Origin of the sequence: Wolbachia endosymbiont of Drosophila tsacasi, assembly GCF_028982115.1 — a bacterium.
GTDB lineage: Bacteria > Pseudomonadota > Alphaproteobacteria > Rickettsiales > Anaplasmataceae > Wolbachia > Wolbachia pipientis_B.
In genome coordinates this window covers 1-21,303 of sequence record NZ_JAPQLJ010000011.1, presented here as the reverse complement: position 1 = coordinate 21,303, position 21,303 = coordinate 1, and the positions used below count along the sequence as shown (strand labels likewise).

20 protein-coding genes and 3 tRNA genes are annotated in these 21,303 nt (G+C 35.4%); 13 read left to right on the top strand and 10 right to left on the bottom strand.

Features of this window, described 5'->3' with window-relative positions; all coding sequences use genetic code 11:
• The 3 genes from OZD70_RS00730 to OZD70_RS00720 form a co-directional block, all read right to left on the bottom strand.
• The coding region (locus tag OZD70_RS00730) for an Rpn family recombination-promoting nuclease/putative transposase (RefSeq protein WP_275020213.1) at positions 1–793 on the bottom strand (793 nt) is incomplete at its 3' end.
• A 192-nt stretch (positions 794–985) separates the two neighbouring features.
• Complete coding sequence (locus tag OZD70_RS00725; protein WP_275020211.1) at positions 986–2,899, bottom strand: ATP-dependent helicase; 1,914 nt, start codon at positions 2,897–2,899, stop codon at positions 986–988.
• Between the two features lie 121 nt (positions 2,900–3,020).
• On the bottom strand, positions 3,021–3,449 hold the full coding sequence (locus tag OZD70_RS00720; RefSeq protein WP_275020209.1) for a WD_0964 family protein: 429 nt from the start codon (positions 3,447–3,449) through the stop codon (positions 3,021–3,023).
• Between the two features lie 208 nt (positions 3,450–3,657).
• Here OZD70_RS00720 and OZD70_RS00715 point away from each other — a divergent pair, with 208 nt between their 5' ends.
• From OZD70_RS00715 to ccmE, 8 genes are read left to right on the top strand one after another with little or no spacing between them, the layout of a single operon-like run.
• On the top strand, positions 3,658–4,245 hold the full coding sequence (locus OZD70_RS00715; RefSeq protein ID WP_275020207.1) for an NADH-quinone oxidoreductase subunit J: 588 nt from the start codon (positions 3,658–3,660) through the stop codon (positions 4,243–4,245).
• Positions 4,236–4,544 (top strand): NADH-quinone oxidoreductase subunit NuoK, encoded by a 309-nt coding sequence (nuoK, locus tag OZD70_RS00710; RefSeq protein WP_275020204.1) that lies wholly within the window; start codon positions 4,236–4,238, stop codon positions 4,542–4,544. Before OZD70_RS00715 ends, nuoK begins: the two co-directional genes overlap by 10 nt.
• A gap of 4 nt (positions 4,545–4,548) precedes the next feature.
• Positions 4,549–6,396, top strand: coding sequence for an NADH-quinone oxidoreductase subunit L (gene nuoL / locus OZD70_RS00705; protein ID WP_275020202.1), 1,848 nt, complete (start codon positions 4,549–4,551; stop codon positions 6,394–6,396).
• A 3-nt stretch (positions 6,397–6,399) separates the two neighbouring features.
• Positions 6,400–7,842 carry a complex I subunit 4 family protein gene (locus OZD70_RS00700; protein WP_275020200.1) on the top strand — a complete coding sequence of 481 codons (1,443 nt, stop codon included), beginning with the start codon at positions 6,400–6,402 and terminating at the stop codon, positions 7,840–7,842.
• Positions 7,839–9,239, top strand: a complete 1,401-nt coding sequence (locus tag OZD70_RS00695) for an NADH-quinone oxidoreductase subunit N (RefSeq protein WP_275020198.1) — start codon at positions 7,839–7,841, stop codon at positions 9,237–9,239. Before OZD70_RS00700 ends, OZD70_RS00695 begins: the two co-directional genes overlap by 4 nt.
• Positions 9,236–10,105 carry a biotin--[acetyl-CoA-carboxylase] ligase gene (locus tag OZD70_RS00690; protein WP_275020196.1) on the top strand — a complete coding sequence of 290 codons (870 nt, stop codon included), beginning with the start codon at positions 9,236–9,238 and terminating at the stop codon, positions 10,103–10,105. The genes OZD70_RS00695 and OZD70_RS00690 overlap by 4 nt, the downstream gene beginning before the upstream one ends.
• Entirely contained in the window at positions 10,102–10,239 is a 138-nt protein-coding gene (locus OZD70_RS06055; protein ID WP_458695142.1) for a CcmD-like small membrane protein, read from the top strand. The genes OZD70_RS00690 and OZD70_RS06055 overlap by 4 nt, the downstream gene beginning before the upstream one ends.
• Entirely contained in the window at positions 10,223–10,609 is a 387-nt protein-coding gene (ccmE, locus tag OZD70_RS00685) for a cytochrome c maturation protein CcmE (protein WP_182183237.1), read from the top strand. The genes OZD70_RS06055 and ccmE overlap by 17 nt, the downstream gene beginning before the upstream one ends.
• A gap of 79 nt (positions 10,610–10,688) precedes the next feature.
• Here the strand turns inward: ccmE and OZD70_RS00680 are convergent, their stop codons facing one another.
• From OZD70_RS00680 to OZD70_RS00670, 3 genes are all read right to left on the bottom strand, one after another.
• Entirely contained in the window at positions 10,689–11,081 is a 393-nt protein-coding gene (locus OZD70_RS00680; RefSeq protein ID WP_182183238.1) for a hypothetical protein, read from the bottom strand.
• Between the two features lie 86 nt (positions 11,082–11,167).
• Positions 11,168–12,718: a magnesium transporter MgtE N-terminal domain-containing protein gene (locus OZD70_RS00675; protein WP_275020194.1), complete on the bottom strand. Its 1,551-nt coding sequence runs from the start codon at positions 12,716–12,718 to the stop codon at positions 11,168–11,170.
• Between the two features lie 211 nt (positions 12,719–12,929).
• Positions 12,930–13,005 (bottom strand) — tRNA-Ala (locus tag OZD70_RS00670).
• Between the two features lie 561 nt (positions 13,006–13,566).
• Here OZD70_RS00670 and OZD70_RS00665 point away from each other — a divergent pair.
• Together OZD70_RS00665 and nuoF are read left to right on the top strand one after the other, a co-directional pair.
• A tRNA-Lys gene (locus OZD70_RS00665) sits at positions 13,567–13,639 on the top strand.
• A gap of 19 nt (positions 13,640–13,658) precedes the next feature.
• Positions 13,659–14,912, top strand: coding sequence for an NADH-quinone oxidoreductase subunit NuoF (nuoF, locus tag OZD70_RS00660; RefSeq protein ID WP_275020193.1), 1,254 nt, complete (start codon positions 13,659–13,661; stop codon positions 14,910–14,912).
• A 28-nt stretch (positions 14,913–14,940) separates the two neighbouring features.
• Here nuoF and infC read toward each other — a convergent pair whose 3' ends face one another.
• Genes infC through nuoI form a run of 4 tightly spaced genes read right to left on the bottom strand, consistent with a single transcriptional unit; the run spans position 14,941 to position 18,041 of the window.
• Entirely contained in the window at positions 14,941–15,459 is a 519-nt protein-coding gene (gene infC / locus OZD70_RS00655) for a translation initiation factor IF-3 (protein ID WP_275020191.1), read from the bottom strand.
• 12 nt (positions 15,460–15,471) lie between these two features.
• Positions 15,472–17,373, bottom strand: a complete 1,902-nt coding sequence (thrS, locus tag OZD70_RS00650; protein ID WP_275020189.1) for a threonine--tRNA ligase — start codon at positions 17,371–17,373, stop codon at positions 15,472–15,474.
• Entirely contained in the window at positions 17,370–17,552 is a 183-nt protein-coding gene (locus tag OZD70_RS00645; RefSeq protein WP_275020187.1) for a hypothetical protein, read from the bottom strand. The genes thrS and OZD70_RS00645 overlap by 4 nt, the downstream gene beginning before the upstream one ends.
• A 6-nt stretch (positions 17,553–17,558) precedes the next feature.
• Positions 17,559–18,041 carry an NADH-quinone oxidoreductase subunit NuoI gene (gene nuoI / locus OZD70_RS00640; protein ID WP_038199316.1) on the bottom strand — a complete coding sequence of 161 codons (483 nt, stop codon included), beginning with the start codon at positions 18,039–18,041 and terminating at the stop codon, positions 17,559–17,561.
• A gap of 213 nt (positions 18,042–18,254) precedes the next feature.
• Here nuoI and mnmE point away from each other — a divergent pair, with 213 nt between their 5' ends.
• From mnmE to OZD70_RS00625, 3 genes are all read left to right on the top strand, one after another.
• The gene (gene mnmE, locus OZD70_RS00635) at positions 18,255–19,790 is read left to right on the top strand and encodes a tRNA uridine-5-carboxymethylaminomethyl(34) synthesis GTPase MnmE (protein WP_275020186.1); all 1,536 of its coding nucleotides are present in this window, start codon (positions 18,255–18,257) and stop codon (positions 19,788–19,790) included.
• Between the two features lie 47 nt (positions 19,791–19,837).
• Positions 19,838–19,925, top strand: a tRNA-Ser gene (locus OZD70_RS00630).
• 168 nt (positions 19,926–20,093) lie between these two features.
• The gene (locus tag OZD70_RS00625) at positions 20,094–21,107 is read left to right on the top strand and encodes an NAD(P)/FAD-dependent oxidoreductase (RefSeq protein WP_275020184.1); all 1,014 of its coding nucleotides are present in this window, start codon (positions 20,094–20,096) and stop codon (positions 21,105–21,107) included.
• Positions 21,108–21,303 lie beyond the last annotated feature (196 nt).

Here is a 21,303-nt window from a genome sequence, read left to right as displayed (position 1 = left end):
CTTCAATTTTCCCTTCAATTTTTCCTTTCTCTATACCTTTTTGTATACCTTTCTCTTCAGCAAGATCAAGTCTGTATTCAAGAATGGCTTCTTCTTTGCATAGATCCATTATTCTTTCTTCGTAAGCTACTAAATCTTTTTCGTCCCAACGAAACTTGTCTAATTCATCATATGCTAGCTTTATTATTGGCGCTTTTTCTGCTATCTCTTTTAAGTCCTCTTCTGTTGTTTCTTCTGCGTATTTAAAAAAGAAACACCACCTTTCTACTATACTTTCTAACTGCTCTACTTTGCTTTTTGAAAATTTTGGTAATTCTATAAAGATAAATTGAAAATCTTTTAAGTAATGGCCGTTAGTTTTTATATCACGTATATTATGAGTAGAGATATAATCAATTTCTTCAGGAAGTAAGTTACAATTTGATATAGCAATAAAGAAGACTTTCTTTAAATCAATGTAGTTGCCAGATTTATCTAATTGTCTTGAGTAGGCTTTAGCGGCATATAATTGAGCGCGTTTTTCGAAGCCCTTGTCTCTAGCGAGCTGCATTTCTGCTATATATCTATTTCCGTGAGAATCCTTGCAGAGAACATCAACAATACTTTGTTTATCAGAGGCAACTTCGGGATCCATAATAGTGCTAAGAAACTCAACTTCTTGTATTGCATTTATCTCAGTAAACCCTAAAATATCGTTCAAAAAGTGGATCAGGATATTCTTATTTTTTTCCGTTCCAAAGATTTTTTTGAAATACAAATCATTCCGAGGATCGAGAAATTTTGAAAGAGCCATGGCAAAAATGCTTAAAATATTAACAATTATTCAACCATATTTTTGAAGATAGCTAGTTTCTGTATTTATTTTAAATTGAAGAAAGCTCAAATGAAAGATCGTGCTTTGCTAAAAATCACAGAATGCAGTCTGGTTACACATATAGTTGAAGTAATTCAGATTTGTAAGATATGTTTATCTGCAGTTATAGCTTCAACAGTAGGCGTTACTCTTGATTACCTCAACATTTTCTCTTGGCAATTCTTTAATGAACCGAGAAGTGTGCATCGGTTGCCACTGGTTGTTAATTTCCCTCCTATCTGCACATGAAATGATTAACCTTTCCTTTGCCCTGGTTATGCCAACATATGCAAGTCTCCTTTCTTCTTCTAAAGCTTTACCACTTTTATCTTCAAAAGATCTTTGATGAGGAAATAATCCCTCTTCCCAACCAGGTAGAAACACGCACGGGAATTCAAGTCCTTTGGCTGCATGAAGAGTCATAACATATACGGTGTCATCGTTATTCATATTATCCACTTCCATCACTAGACTTATATGCTCCAAAAAAGTTGTGGCATTATCGAAATTTTTTAAAGATGAGATGAGCTCCTTAACATTTTCTATTCGTGCTAAGCCTGTTACCTCCTCATTTTCAAGCATTTCAATATACCCTGATTGGTTTGCTACGATTTTAACGAATTCATGCAGTGGTTTTACGCTTACTATCTCTTCCCAAGCTTTAATTTTATTTAAAAAATCATTTAGTGAGAGTTTAATTCTTTCGGTTACTTGATTACTATTAACTAATATTTTTGCTGCCTCAAAAAAAGAAATTTTGTTATCCTGAGCAGTCGTGTATATTTTCTTTAGAGTTGTAGCTCCTATGCTTCTTTTTGGCCGATTTATGATCCTTTCGAAAGCTAAATCATCGTTATTGTTTGTAACGAGTCTTAAATATGCAATTATATCCCTGACTTCCTGACGTTCATAGAATTTTACACCACTTATAATCTTGTAGGGAATTGAATATTTTATAAAATACTCTTCCAGAACTCTAGTCTGAAAAGTCGCCCTTACCAGCACTGCAATGTCACTAAATCTGTATTTATTGAGCTTTAATATCTGTTCGCTTATGAACCTTGCTTCAGCTTTTCCGTCCCATAATTTTATTAGATTTACCTTTTCCCCTTCAACGTTTATTGTCCACAATTTTTTTTCTAAGCGAGTCTTATTGTGATTGATAACATATGACGCAGTTGCAAGTATGTGGGATGTTGATCTGTAGTTACACTCTAGTTTAACGGTTTTTGCATTTTTAAAATCATCGGAAAATTTCAAAATATTTTCAACTTCTGCACCACGCCAACTATATATCGACTGGTCATCATCTCCTACACAGCAAATGTTTGAGTGCTCTTTTGCAAGGTATTTTAGCCAAAGATATTGTATCGCATTTGTATCTTGATATTCATCTACCATGACATATTTAAACTTGTTTTGGTAGTAGGACAGAACTTCGATCTTTTGATTAAAGAGTTGTATGTTATATAGCAACAAGTCACCAAAATCGACAGAGTTAAGGAATTTTAACCTTTCCTGATACTGGTGATAGACTTTGAGTGCAGTTACGTACACTGGCCTAAATGATTGAATATCTTCCACTTCAGATGGCAATAAGCATTTCTCTTTCCATTGCTGAATAATATTCATAATGGTCTTACATTTTTCTGGTAGGTAATCAGGGCTTATTTCATTAATAATATTTTTTATTACCTGTAATTGGTCATCCACACCAATGATTGTAAAATTGGAATTTAGCCCCACGACTTCAGCATGATAACGTAGAATTTTTGCTGCAATTGCATGGAAAGTGCCAAGCCATGGTATGTTTGTGCCTGTTAGCTCAAGTACCCTTGATACCATCTCATTTGCTGCTTTGTTTGTGAATGTAACAGCTAATATTTCATCAGAATAAGCATGACCGTTTCTAATTATGTGTGCTATTCTTGAAGTAATCGTTCTTGTTTTTCCCGTTCCTGCTCCTGCCAATATTAAAACCGGTCCATCTACGTTAGTTACAGCTGATTGTTGTTCTGGATTTAGCAGTGAGAGATAATCGTTCATTTGCAGCCCTATAGATTATAACTTCGTAAAGTTAAACCTATGATCGAAATATTGTAAAGGTTTTATTGAATAGAACAGTTAAAGAATGCTTCACTCAAGTACTACATATTTAAGCGTAGATCTATCTTGTTGGGGTAGTTTCAAGTGTATGCTGAGTAACAACAACTTGATTTGAGGTGTTGGTACCAGAACTTCTGCTTGTTGGGTGGATAGGTGGAGTTTGGAATGGCTTATATGTATGGTTTAGTTCTTTCATTTCTATTTCTTCAACTTCAACAAGGGATTTTTCTTTTGGGGTATAGTGATTATGCGTTGCAGGTCGTTCAGTAAGATTTTCATATGTTTCTTTCAACCAAGTTCCAATATCATACATAAATCCATACGCTTTTTCTTTAAATTCTCTCAATGATCTAATGAAACTTGCTAGTGTGTTATTAAAGTAAATTGTCATATAGTCTCTTGTGGTGTATTGATAACTTTCTCCATCTAGTCTGCTACTTTGTGCGTTAGAACTATTGTTGCTTTTTAAATAACCAAATATGTTGTACATTTTGAGCTACCGCTGATTATTAATATACATATATTATATGTTAATAAATTAAAATCATCAAGAGCGTTTATTGCATTACTGAGAAAATACTCTATATAATAATTTAAAATGGAGCTGAAAGTGCAATGTTTTCAAGCGTTTAATATAATATTGACTTTACAACAATAGTCACTTTAAATTAGTAACTATTGTTGCAGTTAAAGTATCAATGGCTTTTTTCTTTTATTTTTTTGCAATTCTTAGCATTTTATCTGCTGTTTGTGTGATTAGCGTAAGAAATCCTGTGCATGCAGTATTATTTTTAATTTTTACCTTCGTTAATTCTGCAGTGCTTTTCATTCTCCTTGGAGCTGAATTCATTGCTATGATGGTGCTGATAGTATACATCGGTGCGGTTGCGGTGTTGTTTCTCTTTGTAGTTATGATGCTCGATATTGACTACATAAGGTTGCGCCAGGGTTTTGCAAAGCATTTCACTCTTAGTGCTATATTATGTGTTGTGTTTTTTCTAGTCATCAGCTTTGTAATCCGCAGCTCAGCACCAAATATAAGCAATGTTATAAACTATAATACTAATAACGTGAAAGCTATCGGTAATTTGCTCTACACTGACTACATGTACGCTTTTCATCTTTCTGGAATTTTGCTACTTGTTGCAATTGTCGGTGCAATTGCTCTTACTTTGCAGGACAAGAAAAAAGAAGTTAAAAAACAGAATGTATTAAAGCAATTGACACAATCTTCATCTGTAAAATTGGTTAAGGCTAAATTTGGAAAAGGAGTAGAATGGAAATAGGATTAAATCATTTTTTGATAGTTGCTGCTATTTTGTTCACTATTGGAGTGTGCGGTATTTTCATTAACCGTAAGAGCATAATCAATATATTATTATCAATAGAAATATTATTGCTGGCGATTAACATCAATTTAGTTGCTTTTTCTGCCTTTATGAATGATATAGTTGGGCAAATTTTTGTGATGTTTGTGTTGATTGTTGCGGCAGCAGAGTCAGGAGTTGGGCTTGCAATATTGGTTGTATATTATAGAAGCCGTGGCAATATAGACGTTGAACAAGCAAATTTAATGAAAGAATGAAAGTATGATGGATATACTGAAATTAATAGTATTTTTGCCACTCTTTGGTTCGCTATTTGCAGCACTTTTTAGAAAAAGTCAGTTAGTTACAACGTCAGGGATTGGAATATCTGCAGTTTTATCTTGGTATGTTTTTCTCACCTTCTCTGAAAATTATCACTTGAGTTTATTTCCTCTATTTTCATTAAGTGTATTAAAAGTAAATTGGGCAATTAGTGTGGATGCTCTCTCATCCTTAATGCTTATTGTTATTACCACTGTTTCACTAGTAGTCCACCTCTACTCTATCGGTTATATGGAACATGATAAAGGGAAGTCGAGGTTTTTTTCTTACCTATCGCTGTTTACGTTTTGCATGATTGTCCTGGTGGTGAGCGATAATTTCGTGCAGCTTTTTTTTGGCTGGGAAGGGGTTGGCCTATGTTCTTATTTACTCATAGGATTTTGGTTCCAAAAATATTCTGCAAATAATGCAGCAATTAAAGCATTTGTTGTGAATAGGGTAGGAGATTTTGCACTATTGATTGGGATCTTTTTCATTTATTATACATTTCACTCTTTGAAATTTACTGAAGTTTTTGACACAGCTGATCTTCTTGGCGCGCAGAACATTAGAGCATTCTGCTGTGAATTTAAAATAATTCATATAATATGCATATTACTTTTTATTGGCTGTATGGGTAAATCTGCACAGCTTGGGTTACATGTTTGGTTGCCAGATGCAATGGAAGGGCCAACCCCTGTTTCTGCACTCATTCATGCAGCAACGATGGTAACAGCAGGTATATTTTTAATAGCAAAATGTTCTCCATTGTTTGAGTTATCAAATGTGGCACGAGAATTAATAGTTATCGTTGGTGCACTTACTGCTTTTTTTGCAGCCACCGTTGCAATTACTCAGAATGATATAAAAAAAATAATTGCTTATTCAACCTGCAGTCAACTTGGTTATATGTTTATGGCATGTGGGCTTTCTGCTTACAATGTTGCTATTTTTCATTTAATGACACACGCTTTTTTTAAAGCTCTACTATTTCTTGGTGCTGGCAATGTAATTCATGCAATGCATCATAAGCAAAACATTCAGAAAATGGGAAATTGCTGGAAGAAAATCCCTTGCACTTACGCTCTCATGTGGATTGGGTCTCTTGCGCTTTCTGGAATATTTCCATTTGCAGGTTTTTACTCAAAGGATTTGATAATTGAACATGCTTATAGCACGGATAGCTTTGCTTTTGTAATAAGCTTAGTTGTTGCATTCTTCACAGCGTTTTACTCTTGGAGGTTATTGCTTCTTGTGTTCCATGGCCAAAAACAAAGTAAAATTAATATACATGAAGCACCAAAGATTATGCTTATACCATTACTGATACTTGCTTTTGGATCGGTATTTTCTGGAGTGTGGGGAGCAAATATTTTGAACATAACTAGTAATGCGTTTTGGAAATCAAGTTTAATGGTGATTGATGAGCATGGAGTTCATAATTTCTTTATAAAACTGCTGCCAACCTTAGCGAGCCTAAGTGGAATAGCTCTTGCATACCTGATTTACCAATATCAAGTAATTAGGCAAATTAAGAGTAAATTTTTACTTAAGTTTTTGCAGAATAAATGGTGCTTTGATGAGGTGTATGAGTTTGTTATAATTGCACCGATAAGGTTTATATCTAGGCTTCTATGGAAGTTTGATGTTAAGGCTATTGATTCATTTGGACCAAATGGTGTTGTAAGGTTGGTTAATGAATGTTCAAAAAGTTCTATAAAGTTACAAACTGGTTATATATTTGATTATGCATTTATTATGTTTGTTACTTTAATAATCGGTGCTTTATATATTATTGGAATTAAATAGAAGGTGTTGTTACTTAGTATATTCTTGCTTCCACTGATAGGAGCGTTGATTTTATCCTCGATCAGGATTAATCATCAATCTATACACCTAAGATTCCTTGCCCTATTTTTTGCTGTACTTCCATTCTTGCTTAGCATTGTAGCTTGTATAGAATTTGATTATAACAATGCGGACTTTCAGTTTGTCAGCTATCCAGTAAGAGATATTGGAATAGGGGTGGATGGAATATCGTTGCTTTTCCTTCTACTTACGACCTTCTTGTTTGCTATGTGTATGCTCTATAATTGCAAAATGAGTTATACGACCCTAAAAGCCTATATGGCATTATTTCTACTGCTTGAGAGTTTTGTAGTCGGTTTTTTCGTTTCACTGAATGCTATAAGCTTTTATGTGTTTTTTGAAGCTGTCTTAATACCAATGTTCTTTATTATTGGCATTTGGGGAGGGAAGCAAAGGATATATGCGACGTTTAAGTTATTTCTTTATACATTAACTGGCTCATTATTATTTCTACTTGGGTTGATATACATCTATAGTGTTTTTGGAACGTTTAGTATACAAAAATTAGCTACATTAGTGCCAAGCCTTGATCTTGAAGTGCAGTCATTGCTGTGGATTGCATTTTTTATTTCTTTTGCAATAAAAGTACCTATGTTTCCATTTCACACTTGGCTTCCTGATGCGCATGTGCAATCACCAACTTCTGGATCTGTGATTTTAGCTGGCTTGCTTATTAAAATGGGGGGATATGGATTTTTAAGGTTTTCTATTCCAATGCTTCCTCAGGCAAGTTTGTATTTTTCAAATTTCGTTGTTGTGCTGAGCATTATTGCGGTGATATATGCTTCTCTAGTTGCGTTTGCTCAAGATGATATAAAGAAGTTAATAGCTTATTCTTCAATAGCACATATGGGGATCGTTACCGCTGGCCTCTTTTCATTTTGTGAGGAAGGAGTACTGGGTAGCATATTTCAAATGATTAGTCATGGCCTTATTTCTGCTGCTTTATTTTTGTGTGTTGGAATGCTATATATTCGAACTGGAACTTTGGAAATTGCAAAGTATTTTGGCATAGTAAACACAATACCAAAATTTGGTTTTATGTTCATTTTATTTTCAATGGCTTCAATAGGGCTACCTGGAACATCTGGATTCATAGGTGAGTTTTTGGCTATGGTTGGAATGTTTAAGAGCATAGGGTTTTTTACAGGATTTATCGCACTTGGCACTATTTTAAGCGCAGTTTATATGCTGAATTTATGTAAGCAAATAATATGGGGAGTTAGCTATTCTAAATTATTAAATAATCGCTTGGATAGCATAGAATTTTCTGTCTTAATTCTGCTTGCAGTGTTTGTTATTTTGCTTGGATTCTACCCAACCCTTGCACTGAATTATTTGAAGCCATGTATGGCAAATTTGTTAGTCAAATATAATGCGCCATGAATTATATACAAATATTGCCGGAAACGTTCTCTATTAGCTCCTCGTTAGTGTTGCTACTGCTTGGAATTATATTTAACCGCCGAACTATCAACTTATTAGCACTTGGCTGCACAGTGATAACTTTAATTATTTTAATTATTTCGGCAGAAAACAATGAAATTTTCCTCTTTAATTCGTTGTTAAAACTCAATTTATACATCAGGTCAGCCCAAGGGTTAATTCTCAGCACAGGAATTTTAATACTTTTGATGCTGAATTTATCAAAATATGACTATAAATATGAATTTTCAATACTGATTCTTTTTGCGCTATTTGGCATGATAACTTTAGTTTCAGCAAATAGTCTGATTTCTTTTTACTTAGCTTTTGAGTTGATGAGTATATCTTTATATGTTCTTGCGAGCTTTAATAAAGATTCAGCTTATTCATGTGAAGCAGGAGTGAAATATTTTACACTTAGTGCACTATCTTCCTGCATTATGCTATATGGAATGTCGCTGCTTTATGGATATACAGGACAAGTCAATTTTTCTGAGCTCGGTTCATTCTTGCAAAACCATCAGATAACTTATGGAATAGTTTTTGGGTTAGTTTTTATCCTTATTGGTTTGTGTTTCAAGCTTGCTATTGCTCCTTTTCATATGTGGGCTCCAGATGTCTATCAAGGTGCACCTACCATAGTAACTGCGTTTTTTTCTACGGCCCCAAAAGCTGCACTTGTAACATTTTTAATTCGATTAATGAATGAAGAGTTAGTAAATGTAAAAAGTTATGTTCAGCCTATTTTCTTGTACGTTTCAGCATTGTCTGTGCTTATCTCAGCTTTTGGGGCATTGCGTCAGCAAAACTTAAAAAGGCTGCTTGCTTACAGTTCAATTGGTCACATTGGTTTTATATTTGCTTCACTTTCTATTTTTATACAAGCAGGAACAGATAGTGCCTTAATGTATCTGGTGATATATATCATCACAAGCATAGGGCTATTCTCATATCTCGTACAAATTGATGATGACGATTGTGATATTGCAAATTTATCTGGTATAGGGAAAAAATGCCCAGTTTTAGCATTTCATCTTTCTGTACTATTGCTTTCGATGTCGGGAATACCTCCACTTGCAAGTTTTATCGCTAAATTTTTTATATTCAAAAGTTTAATAAATTCTGGCTTTATCAGCCTGTCTTTGACCCTTGTGGTGGCGAGTGTTGTATCGTGTTACTATTATCTAAATATTATAAAAGCTATATATTTTGATAAGACTAGCAGTAATAAAACCACCTATTGCAAGGGTTTATTCATCATCACTTCAGCAGTCTCATTAATCAATATTATTCTTTTTGTATATGTAGAGAACTTATACTCATTAATTCACCTGGTAACTAAAGGCTTAGTAAAGTGATCCCTGAGGGCTTTTATATTCATCATTACAAAGAAGTTTCAAGCACTAATACAGAAGCGTTGGATTTAATTGATAAAGGAATATCAAATGAAACCGTCATTATTGCCGACAAACAAACAGAGGGTAGAGGGCGCACTAGAAAAAGCTGGATTTCTCCCGAGGGTAATTTTTATGCAAGTTTGGTAGTAAACCTCTTTAACAATTATCTCGATAAAAGCCCGCTTTCGGTGTCATTCCAGCGCGTGACGCTGGAATCTAGGAATCAAGAAGCATGGATCCCAGTGTCAAGCACTGGGATAACATCGGATGGTACTGGGATAACAGTAAGCTTAACGAGTCAAGTTAAAGACATCAGCAAATTAACAGAATTGACTTTTGTGACTGCTCTTGCTGTAGGGAATACTTTACTGTCATTTATGAATGATAGTAACATTCAACATAAATGGCCAAATGACATTCTAATCGATGGCAAGAAAATAAGTGGAATATTGCTTGAAAAAAGATCCAATTTGAATTGGCTTATTGTAGGAATTGGAATTAATGTCAATCATGCACCACTTCCAGGAACAACGTGCATTAGCAATTATGGTGAGTCTATGTCTAACATGGATCTGTTAAAGGAATTAATAATAAATTTTAATAAGCTAAGAAAGCAATGGCTATTTGATGGGTTTTATGCTATAAGAGAAATGTGGTTAAAAAAAGCATTCAAAATGAATGAGCAAATCAGTGTAAAGTTAGCTGACAAATTGTATGGAGGAATTTTTGCTGATATAGATAACAGTGGTAAATTGGTGTTGCAGCAAAAGGATGGAAGCTTAATTTATTTTGATGCAGGTGAGTTATTTATTGACAATGCATTATGAATACATATGTAATTTTTGCTTACCTTATTAGTTTTACGTTGATTGCCGGAGAACTGATTTTCACCATTTCTTGCTATACTAAAAGTAAAAAAATTCTAGAAAGCCTGAAAGATAATAATGAAGAAAAAACATAAGCGATTACTTATAACTTCAGGAATTTTCTGCTTTTTAAGCTGCATAGTCTTTTTTATTTTAACAACGCTCAAAGAAAATATCTCATTTTTCTATACAGTAAGTGAGGCAATAGTTTTACCAAGTAGTCAAAAGCCAATCCGTGTTGGTGGAATGGTTGTTGAAAATAGCGTGATACGCAACGAAAGTGAAGTGATTTTTCAAATGACAGATTTTAATAAAAGCGTCACGGTAAAATATCAGGGGATACTTCCACCAATGTTTTCAGAAAAAAGTGGTGTTGTTGTGCAAGGTAAAATGTTTGATAATAGTACCTTTCTTGCAGACACGGTGTTTGCAAAACATGATGAGAATTATATGCCGAAGTTTTAAAATAGATTCCCTAATTCAGTTGTATTGAAACGATATGTAGAGAGAGTAACAGCCTGCTAGCAAGCTGTTACCTTTTTTATTAAAGCAATCCGTTCTCCTCGCCAGTAACATGGAATAATGGAGGAGATGCTGGTGGAGGAGCAATATCGTCTAAAGCTTGTTTTAAATCACTGAGATCTTTTACTAAACCACTCTTTTGATCACCAACATCTTTAATTAGTTTTGTAACTTTTTTCTCTTCATCTGTTAATATCGTATTTAACTTACCAATGAGGTTTTGATTTATACTATCGACCATCTCATCAATAACATTTTGAGCATGAGCACCTACTATAGTTTTTGTTAGTTGTTGCTCCGTGAAGTCTTTCCCCTGGCTTTTTAGCTTGAAAGGCCCAATGGTATTAACTTTTTGCTCATTATTTTCTGTTGCAAAACCTTGTACATTGTTTTGTAGACTTTTATCTGTTTTCATATGAGTTACCTCCATAACATTATTAATAATTTAAACTAGCTGCTACGCACATCAGACAACCTTTTTCCAAACTCGTAAGCACTGGCTTACAAGTACTCAGATTCATGGTAAGCATATTCTTCGACTGCTATAAATTCAATGTTAGTATCTTGGGAAATACGGGGTGATGAACGCAAACTTTCCAACGCTTCGCTGTATACAGGTGGAGGTAGAAGTTCTTCTAGCTTCTCATAAACCTCTTTTAGCTTTTCATTTTGTTCTTCAAGTTTCCCTTTTAATGCATCAATAATAGCTTTAGACTGATCTTGATTGCTGAGATCACCAATCACAGCCGTTACTTTCTCATAAGGCAGTTTGTGAATGATGTCTTTAAGCTCATTTGCATCTATGTTATCCAAAAGTGCTTTAAACTGTTCATTAGACAAATTGCGAGCAAAGGCTTGAAGTTTACCTGAATTGTCAGCTAAAGACTTAATAATAGTTTGAATCCTATTAGGATCAGTTAAGTCCTGAGCTATTGCTTCGAGTTTCTTATGGTCGAGTTTATTAACTAAGTCTTTCAGTTGATCTTCCTGCAGGTTATTTACTAAAGCTTTTAACTGATTACCTCCCAATTCTTTGGAGAGTATCGTCAAGTGGTGTTCAGCCAAGTCTTTTGCAAGCACTGTAAATTGCTCATCACTTAAAGTTTTAATAAGTGCTTTAAACTGATCTGTCTTTAAGTGAGGCAGAATTTCCTTTACCTGCTCTGGGTTTAAGTCTCTAACTAGAGCTTCAAGCTGAGCATCATTTAAAATAGGAACAACTATTTTTAATTTTTCTGGATTTAATTCCTGAGCGAGAGTTTGTAATTGGTGGTTGGTTAAATGATCCACTAAAGCTCGGAGTTGCTCATTACTAAGAGTGTTGGCAAAAATCTTTAGTTGCTCATCCGTTAGGCTTTCAACAAGAACTTTGGTAAACGTATTTATGTCTTCTAGTATATTAGATGATATTATATCCTTGATTGTTTGTTCCTTGCTGTACAATTTAATATATTGAAGTGCCTTATTGTCAAGTGAATCGATAATATTTCCTTGATCATCTGAGAAATAATATTTATCGTTATTTGACTCTTCCCATGTTACATATTGATATTCCACTGGTTGTACATCAAGGAAAATCCGACTGCTTTTTATGTCAGCAGAAAAAGTTTCTATAGCTTGCTTGGTCAGTGATAACTTCATTAGTTGGTCATTGATATATGCAAAGGAATACGGATTATTTACATAATCTAGTTCAACATGTCTCAAATTTTTCCCAATAGAAACCTTACAATTTGTTAATAGATCTTGATTATTATCACAATAATAATTTTCTCCTGCCAAATCTTTTTCACCTTCCTGTACACAGGAAACAAGTCTTGCACTCCCCTTAGGACCACAAAATTTTATAGGTAAATCTAGTGCTATATCACTTTCATCATCCAGTGGTATGAACCCAACTTTAGCAAGCTTATTCCAAGTTAGCCCTTTGCTATCCACTTGATCTTCAGGCATCTCATTGTTGTCCACCTGATCTTGCAATATCTTCCATTTGGTTGCGTTGAGCAATTTTTTCCCAGGTACCATCTTAAAAACATGTTTCTTTCCACTCATAGGCATTACCAATAAATTAATTGTTAGTATTCTAACATTTATTGATTAATTTATTGTTAAGTTAGTATATATCAGAATTATAATAAAAAACATTACTTGCATAAAGAAAAGTTACAGAAAGAGGGATTTTTTAGGAAACTAGTATAAAACACTCCTAGATTAAAATAAGCTGTTTTGACAAGTTTTGTGGCGTGCTAGAGCTAATATAGACTGGTGGAGGCAAGCGGGATCGAACCGCTGACCTTCTGCGTGCAAAACAGATGCTCTACCAGCTGAGCTATGCCCCCAATTCTTGCTTAAAGCATAAATCACTCAGGCTGAAATGCAAGAAATATTTATCTGTTATAGCTAAACTGACTTAGATTTACTGACAATTTGAAAAACCGTCATTCCGCTACGTGTTAGCGGAATCTATAGCTAAAGTGACTTAGATTTACCGATAATTTGAAAAACAAAAATTCGTCATCCCGCTGCTTGTTAGCGGGATCTAGAGATACCGCGGCGGTATGATGTAGGAAAACCTTTCTTGGGTTAGCTATATGCTGAGGCGGTATAACGTGTTAGCTATAGGCTATTGCTAAGCATTATAATAGTGCACAAATTCTGTAGGGTATATACAGTTTTCTATTTTTCTTGTCTCCTTAGCGTTATACTTCACACCATCCAAATAAATCTGTGAATTGAAAATTAACAAGAAGTTTTCCTTTAAAAAATTTTTAAACTATCTATAGATTTTTTAACTACTAACGCAGTATATTATATAATTTATTTAATCACACATGAAAATTTTAGTTTGATTAAAACGGATAAAAACTATATTACTGTTTAGTATAGCTGAAAAATGAAATGGTCCCGTAGCTCAGCCGGTAGAGCACCTGACTTTTAATCAGGATGTCACGCGTTCGAACCGCGTCGGGATCACTCACAAATTTTGAAAAACATGCTAAAAGAACAAGATAAAATATTCACCAACCTAAATGGTAAAGAAACTCCACTACTTAAGGGTGCAAAAAAACGTGGTAGCTGGCAAAAAACAAAGGAGTTACTGGATTTAGGATCAGAAAAAATCACTGATGAAGTAAAGAAATCTGGCTTGAGAGGTCGAGGGGGTGCAGGATTTTCCACCGGCCTTAAGTGGAGCTTTATGCCTAAAAATCTTCCAAAAGCATATTTAGTAGTCAATGCAGATGAGTCAGAACCTGGTACATGTAAAGATAGAGATATATTACGATATGAGCCACATAAGTTACTTGAGGGAATTCTCCTGGCCGGCAAAGCGATCAGCGCATCAGTTGCGTATATTTATATCAGGGGTGAATTTTATAATGAATATTTAGTTCTAAAAAAAGCACTTGAGGAAGCCTATAAAGAAAACTTAATTGGAAAAAATGCCTGCAAATCAGGCTATGATCTTGATGTGTTTATCCATAGGGGTGCAGGAGCTTACATATGTGGGGAAGAAACAGCTCAACTCGAATCAATTGAAGGAAAAAAGGGCTTTCCTCGCATGAAACCTCCATTTCCTGCAGGTGTTGGGCTTTTTGGCTGCCCAACCACAATAAACAACGTTGAAACTATAGCTATGGTTCCAGATATTCTAAATCGCGGAGGAGAATGGTTTGCATCTCTTGGCAAACCAAATAATACTGGTACCAAGGTCTTTTGTATTTCAGGGCACGTAAACAACCCGTGTAATGTTGAAGAAGAGCTCGGAATTCCACTACGTGAATTGATTGAAAAGTATGCAGGTGGAGTGCGAGGAGGTTGGGATAATTTACTTGCTGTAATACCTGGTGGGTCTTCAGTGCCATTAATTCCAAAATCTATATGTAATACTATTGAAATGGATTTTGATTCATTAAAAGCTGCACAATCAGGGCTTGGTACTGCTGCTGTAATAGTGATGAATAAATCAACTGATATAATAGCTGCAATAGAGAGGTTATCACACTTTTACATGCATGAGTCCTGTGGACAATGCACACCGTGCCGTGAAGGCACTGGATGGATGTGGAGGATTATGAGGAGGATGGTAGCAGGAAATATTAAGCCTGATGAAGTAGATAAGCTGCTTGACCTTACAACTAAAATAGAAGGACATACAATTTGCGCACTTGGTGATGCTGCAGCTTGGCCGATTCAAGGATTAATAAGACATTTTCGCCATGTTATCAAAGAGAGAGCGATAGTTTAACTCTACTTATACTTCTTAAGCCGTTTTGCTACTTAGCAACCAGAGCTAAAAAATATTGATTCCCTTCTCTTTTAGGTGCCAATTCTACCTTTGCAATATCTTCAGTGTCTCTAATTAGCCGTTCTAATTTTTGCAGTCCGACTTCAGTGTTTATAAGCTCTCTGCCCTTAAATCTCATTGTAACTTTGATTTTATGTCCGTGAGCAAGTAAGTCTCTTGCTTGACGCAATTTTGTTTCGTAGTCGTGATCACCAATATTAGGACCCAGTTTAATTTCTTTTATAGTTAATGTTTTTTGTTTCTTTTTTGCTTCACTTGCTTTCTTTTTTATATCATACTTTTGTTTGCTATAATTCAGAATTTTACATACTGGAGGGGTTGAATCAGGTGCAATTTCCACCAAGTCTAAACCAACACCCTGTGCAAATTCCAAAGCTCGTTCTATTTGCACGATTCCGACCATTTCACCACTATGATCAACTAAGCGTACCTCCTTAGCTGTGATGAATTCATTAATTCTGTTTTTATTGTTCTTTTTAACTTGCAAACTTTAACTCCCTTAATTCAAATTAATACTTTTTAACAGCGATTCAGTAGCCTTTTCCAAAGAAAAAGACTCCTGTCTTTCTGATCCTAAATTTCTCACTGACACAGTTTTACTTGTAACTTCATTTTTGCCTACAATCCACAATATAGGAACCTTGTTTGAACTATGCAAACGTATCTTATAACTAATTTTTTCATTGGTCAAATCAGTCTTGACTCTCACACCTTGTTCTTTTAAAATATTGCTAATTTCTGTGGCGTAACCGTCAGCTTCATTTGTAATGGTCAGAATAGCAAGTTGCGTTGGAGCAAGCCAAACTGGAAATTTTCCTGCATAATGCTCTATTAAAATTCCAATAAAACGCTCAAAAGTCCCAAGAATTGCCCTATGTAACATGACAGGGTGATGCTTGTGCCCATCTGCCCCTATATAAAAAGCTCCCAGACGTTCTAGTAAAATGAAATCAACTTGTAATGTTCCACATTGCCAATTTCTGCCTATTGCGTCTTTCAAAACGAACTCTAATTTTGGACCATAAAATGCACCTTCACCAGGGTTAAGTTTATAACTCAAGCCCGCTTCTTTAACGGCTTCAAGCAGCGCTTTTTCAGCTCTATCCCACACTTCATCATCCCCTGCCTTAACATCTGGACGGTCTGAAAATTTCACAGAAATTTCATTGAACCCAAGCTCTGAATATACTTCTTTTAAAAGGTCACAAAACTTTATAGTCTCAGAATTCACTTGTTCTTCCATACAAAAAATGTGTGCATCGTCTTGCGTAAAACCACGCACTCGCATCAGTCCGTGCAATGAACCTGAGCTTTCATTTCTATGGCATGTGCCAAACTCTGCCATACGTATCGGTAAATCACGATAGCTTCTGGTGTGAGAATTAAAAATCTGCACATGACAGGGGCAATTCATGGGTTTTATTGCTAGCTTTTTACTCTCAAGCTCATCAACAATAAACATATTTTCGCGAAACTTATCCCAATGTCCAGATTTCTCCCACAGCTCCTTACTTACTAAAATAGGAGTTTTCACTTCAAAATAGCCATTATTTATTAATTTTTTCCTTATATAAGATTCAAGAACATTATATAAAATATATCCTTGTTCATGCCAAAAAACCTGCCCGACAGCTTCCTCTTGAATGTGAAATAAGTCCATATCCTTAGCAATTTTGCGGTGATCGCGTTTCTCTGCTTCTTTGAGACGCTCAAGATAAGTGTTTAGTTCATCCTTATTTCTCCATGCAGTGCCATATATTCGCTGCAACGCCTGGCCCTTGGAATTACCACGCCAGTATGCCCCTGCAACCTTCATAAGTTTAAATGCTTTGGCTCTACCGGTTGATGGTGAGTGCGGCCCGCGGCACAAGTCAACAAAATCGCCCTGTCTATAAACAGTTAGGTTTTCACTCTCTGGTATGGATGAGATAATATCAACCTTATATTTTTCGCCTATACCACTAAAGAAATCAATTGCCTGTTCGCGAGTCCAAACCTCTCGAACAAATCTGTGGTTACTTTTTACAATCTCTTTCATTCTCTTTTCTATTGCGGTAAGATCGTCCGTAGTAAAGGCACGACTTGTAGCAAAGTCATAGTAAAAACCGTCCTGAATTGTTGGGCCGATAGTAATCTGAGTACTAGGAAATAGCTCTTTCACTGCCTGCGCCATTATGTGAGCAGCATCATGCCTTATTATATCTAAACCCGCTTCGTCACTCAGTTGTATCACCTCTATCTCTGCATCAGATTCAATTTTACGTGAGAGATCATACAACTCACCGTTTACTTTCAATGCAACTGCTTCTTTCAAAGCATCCGGTTGTAATATATCAAAGCTAGTGACTCTACCACTGTATCCTTTTACTTTTTGTTCGGTTGAAAAAGTAACTTTAATCATTTATCATACCTTTTGTCATCCCAGTGCGTGACACTGGAATCCATGTTTCTTTTTTTTCTAGATTCCAGCGTCACGCACTGGAATGACACCAAAAGGTGAGCTACTGATCTTTCACTTAAATAACAGTTGTACAAAAGATCTATTACATACTTGCTGTAAGAAATTTTAATTGTTGACATACCTAGTTAATAATACGGTCTATTCTTTTTTAACCTGAGTGCAATTGCGTCTTCCCAAACTTCACCATTACGCAATAACTTTTCTTTATTGTACATTAGCTCCTCTCTTGTTTCAGTAGCAAATTCAAAGTTAGGACCCTCCACAATCGCATCAACTGGACATGCCTCTTGGCAAAGTCCGCAGTATATGCATTTTGTCATATCAATATCATAGCGCGTGGTGCGACGACTACCGTCTTCTCTTTCCTCTGCTTCAATAACTATTGCTTGAGCAGGGCAGATAACTTCACATAATTTACAAGCTATGCATCGTTCTTCACCGTTTGGATACCTACGCAACGCATGCTCACCACGAAATCTTGGACTTAAAGGGCCCTTCTCCATAGGATACCTCAAAGTAACCTTTGGCTTAAACATATATTTTAATGTAATAACAAACCCTTTAATTAACTCTACAAAAGACCAATACCAAGCTAATTTCTTGAGCATAAAATATTTAAAACCTATGTTGATAATTATAAATCATATTATCAGTTTTCAAAATAAATATTTTCACCTGAGTAACCTTTGCAGTTTTTTATATAATGTATTTATTAATATGATATTACTATAAACTAGCAAGATAGATAAAAATTTCGAATATTTTCAAATTAGGTATTTTGGTTTCTTAAGTGTAATATTGCTAAGTAGTTTATATAAATAATGACAAACACAAATGAAACTATTTTCGCCTTATCGACCGTATTGGGTAAGTCAGGAGTTGCAGTAATCAGAATTTCAGGCAACTACGCGCTTAAAGCTTTAAATCATTTTCATATTAAGAAAGAAATTAAACCAAGATTTGCTACTTTAGTTGATCTATATGATGATTCCAATCAATTGATAGATAATGGAATAATCATCTATTTCCCTGCTCCAAACAGTTTCACTGGCGAGAACGTTATAGAGTTACAAGTGCATGGAAGCAAGGCAGTCATAAAAATCATCTTGGAGGAATTATCAAAAATTTTTGTTATGGCCAGGCCTGGAGAATTCTCACTTAGGGCTTTTCTAAATGGTAAATTTAACTTAACGCAAATAGAAGGGATTGCAGACTTAATTGATGCTGAGACGAAAATGCAAGCTAAACAAGCGATTAAGCAGATATCTGGAGAATTGGAGAGACTATACAGCAATTGGAGGCAAAGATTAATAACGATACAATTCAAAATCGAAGCATATATAGACTTTCCAGAGGACATTTGGGCAGAAAAAAGTGAATTGGAAAAAATTAATAATGAAGTGCAATCTCTCGTGCAGTTGATACAAGAGCATTTAAATGATAATAGACGGGGCGAAAGGTTGCGTGAGGGTTTACATATTGTAATAACTGGTGAACCAAATGTCGGTAAATCAACTCTGTTTAATTTCTTAGCCAAGCGTGATATTGCTATTGTTTCTGAATATGCAGGCACAACAAGAGACGTGCTTGAAGCTCATATTGACATTGGCGGATACCCAATCATTCTCTCTGATACTGCTGGAATTCGTGAGAGTTCAGACCCGATAGAATCAGAAGGCATAAGTCGAGCAAAAAAGAGGTCTTTTGAAGCTGATTTAAGAATAGAACTATTTCCTTTTGAACAGCGACACGATGTCAATTATCAAGCCACAGGCAATATACCATCTGTCGTACCAGTGCTTGACACACAACTATGCAAATATTGTAATCAACAAACGGTGTCATCCCAGTGCGTGACACTGGGATCCAGATATAAAAATACTTGCAAATTATGCAATAGACAATGGATTCTAGAAACGTGTGCTGAAAACAATGTTCATAGCTGGATTCCAGTGTCAGCTACTTGCATGACATCAGACCAAAATGACACCATTTCTGTTCTGAGCAAAGCTGACGATGCAATTAATGACAGAAATATACTGATTGGCGGTGTAGATTTCCTACCTATTTCTATTTTAAAGGGAATAGGTACAAACAAATTGACCTCTTTCATAAAAAAGAAGGCAGAGGAAAAATTTGGGCGTGATAGAGACACTCCTTTGATTACTCGGCAAAGACATAGGAGTCACATGCAGAAAGCACTGGAACATTTACAACGTTTTAATGTCGATAATCCAATTGAGTTGATATCTGAAGATTTAAGGCTTGCTGCATTTGAACTTGGTGCAGTGATTGGGGTTATTAATGTTGAGGAAATATTAGATAGTGTGTTTAGCAGTTTTTGTGTAGGTAAGTAAGATTTTTATAGATTGCTTAAAATCAAATGTTGTGATAGAAAAGAAATGGACGGATGGCCGAGCGGTTTAAGGCACCAGTCTTGAAAACTGACGTACGTGATGAGCGTACCATGGGTTCGAATCCCATTCCGTCCGCACAGCATCCCGGTATGTTAGCTGATTTTTAGAGCTTGTTTGGACTATGTGGTTCATAACGCTGGAAATCTTATCTAATCTAGCCACATCTTTTAAAAATACATCCCTTTGTAAATTGACCTTATTAGCGAAGAAAGCTAATATCTATAAATAGATTACCATCTGAATATGAAAACCGATATAGTAATAATAGGTGCAGGGCCTATTGGAATATTCACTGCTTTTCAAGCGGGAATGCTTGATATGAGATGTCATATAATAGATGTTTTGGATCAAGCAGGAGGACAATGCACAGCTCTTTACCCAGAAAAGCCAATATATGATATACCTGGTTATCCTGTAATTACTGCCCAAAAATTAATTGAGCAATTAATGGAGCAAGCTTCACCATTTGAGCCTGTTCACCATTTAAGTCAAAAAGTGGAAAAGATTTCGAATAACTGTGATCAAAGCTTTACTATCATAACTAACACAGGCACAGAGGTAAAATGTAAGGCTGTTATTGTTGCTGCAGGTAACGGAATGTTTGAACCTAACCGTCCACCCTTAAGTGGTATATTAGAATACGAAAATAAATCTGTATTTTACAGTGTAAATAAAATTTCTGATTTTCAGGACAAAACTATAGTCATTGCAGGGGGGGGTGATTCTGCAGCTGATTGGACTGTAGAACTTTCTAAAGTTGCAAAGAAAATTTATGTGATACATAGAAGAAAGGAATTTCGCTGCACTCCTGAAACTAGAAATAAATTAGAATCACTTGAAAATAATGGAAAGATAGAACTGGTAGTGCCATATCAATTACACGAACTAGCAGGAGGTAATGGGCAGTTGAGCGCAGTGATAGTAAAAAATATTGCCTCTAAGGAAGAAAAAGAAATATCCGCTGATTTTTTGCTGCCATTTTTTGGATTGTCAATGAATCTTGGGCCAATAAACAGTTGGGGTATAGAGTTAGAACATGGCCGCATAACTGTCGACCCAGCTACACTTAGAACCAGTAGAGATAGAATATATGCAATCGGAGATATAGCTACTTATCCAGGCAAACTAAAATTGATACTAAATGGTTTTGCTGAGAGCGCCATGGCTTGTTACGACATATACAAAGTAATCCACAACTCTCCAGTCAATTTTCAATATTCAACTTCAAAGGGAATTCATGGGAAAGAAAGTGAGTAAATCTGAAATAACTCGGGGCATCTGTTTTCGAAGGCAGTTGCCTAAAACACAAAGATGTTACCCAAGTAGAAACGAAAAAACTTACTTGACAAGCCTCGCCAGCCCTCTTATCATGGTAGTGAAGGTATTCAGTTATCTTCATCTGTGCAGATTAAACAGCAAGAAAACAACGTAGTTGGCGTCTTGTTTTTAATTT

Coding starts and splice junctions, on each gene's coding strand:
- OZD70_RS00675 (WP_275020194.1), bottom strand. CDS start 12,718: ATGAGTGGAAAGAAACATGTTTTTAAGATGGTACCTGGGAAAAAATTG.
- OZD70_RS00645 (WP_275020187.1), bottom strand. CDS start 17,552: ATGTCAACAATTAAAATTTCTTACAGCAAGTATGTAATAGATCTTTTG.
- nuoI (WP_038199316.1), bottom strand. CDS start 18,041: ATGCTCAAGAAATTAGCTTGGTATTGGTCTTTTGTAGAGTTAATTAAA.
- ccmE (WP_182183237.1), top strand. CDS start 10,223: ATGAAGAAAAAACATAAGCGATTACTTATAACTTCAGGAATTTTCTGC.
- nuoK (WP_275020204.1), top strand. CDS start 4,236: ATGGAAATAGGATTAAATCATTTTTTGATAGTTGCTGCTATTTTGTTC.
- nuoL (WP_275020202.1), top strand. CDS start 4,549: ATGATGGATATACTGAAATTAATAGTATTTTTGCCACTCTTTGGTTCG.
- nuoF (WP_275020193.1), top strand. CDS start 13,659: ATGCTAAAAGAACAAGATAAAATATTCACCAACCTAAATGGTAAAGAA.
- OZD70_RS00680 (WP_182183238.1), bottom strand. CDS start 11,081: ATGAAAACAGATAAAAGTCTACAAAACAATGTACAAGGTTTTGCAACA.
- OZD70_RS00695 (WP_275020198.1), top strand. CDS start 7,839: ATGAATTATATACAAATATTGCCGGAAACGTTCTCTATTAGCTCCTCG.
- OZD70_RS00715 (WP_275020207.1), top strand. CDS start 3,658: ATGGCTTTTTTCTTTTATTTTTTTGCAATTCTTAGCATTTTATCTGCT.
- OZD70_RS00725 (WP_275020211.1), bottom strand. CDS start 2,899: ATGAACGATTATCTCTCACTGCTAAATCCAGAACAACAATCAGCTGTA.
- mnmE (WP_275020186.1), top strand. CDS start 18,255: ATGACAAACACAAATGAAACTATTTTCGCCTTATCGACCGTATTGGGT.
- thrS (WP_275020189.1), bottom strand. CDS start 17,373: ATGATTAAAGTTACTTTTTCAACCGAACAAAAAGTAAAAGGATACAGT.
- OZD70_RS06055 (WP_458695142.1), top strand. CDS start 10,102: ATGAATACATATGTAATTTTTGCTTACCTTATTAGTTTTACGTTGATT.
- OZD70_RS00625 (WP_275020184.1), top strand. CDS start 20,094: ATGAAAACCGATATAGTAATAATAGGTGCAGGGCCTATTGGAATATTC.
- OZD70_RS00720 (WP_275020209.1), bottom strand. CDS start 3,449: ATGTACAACATATTTGGTTATTTAAAAAGCAACAATAGTTCTAACGCA.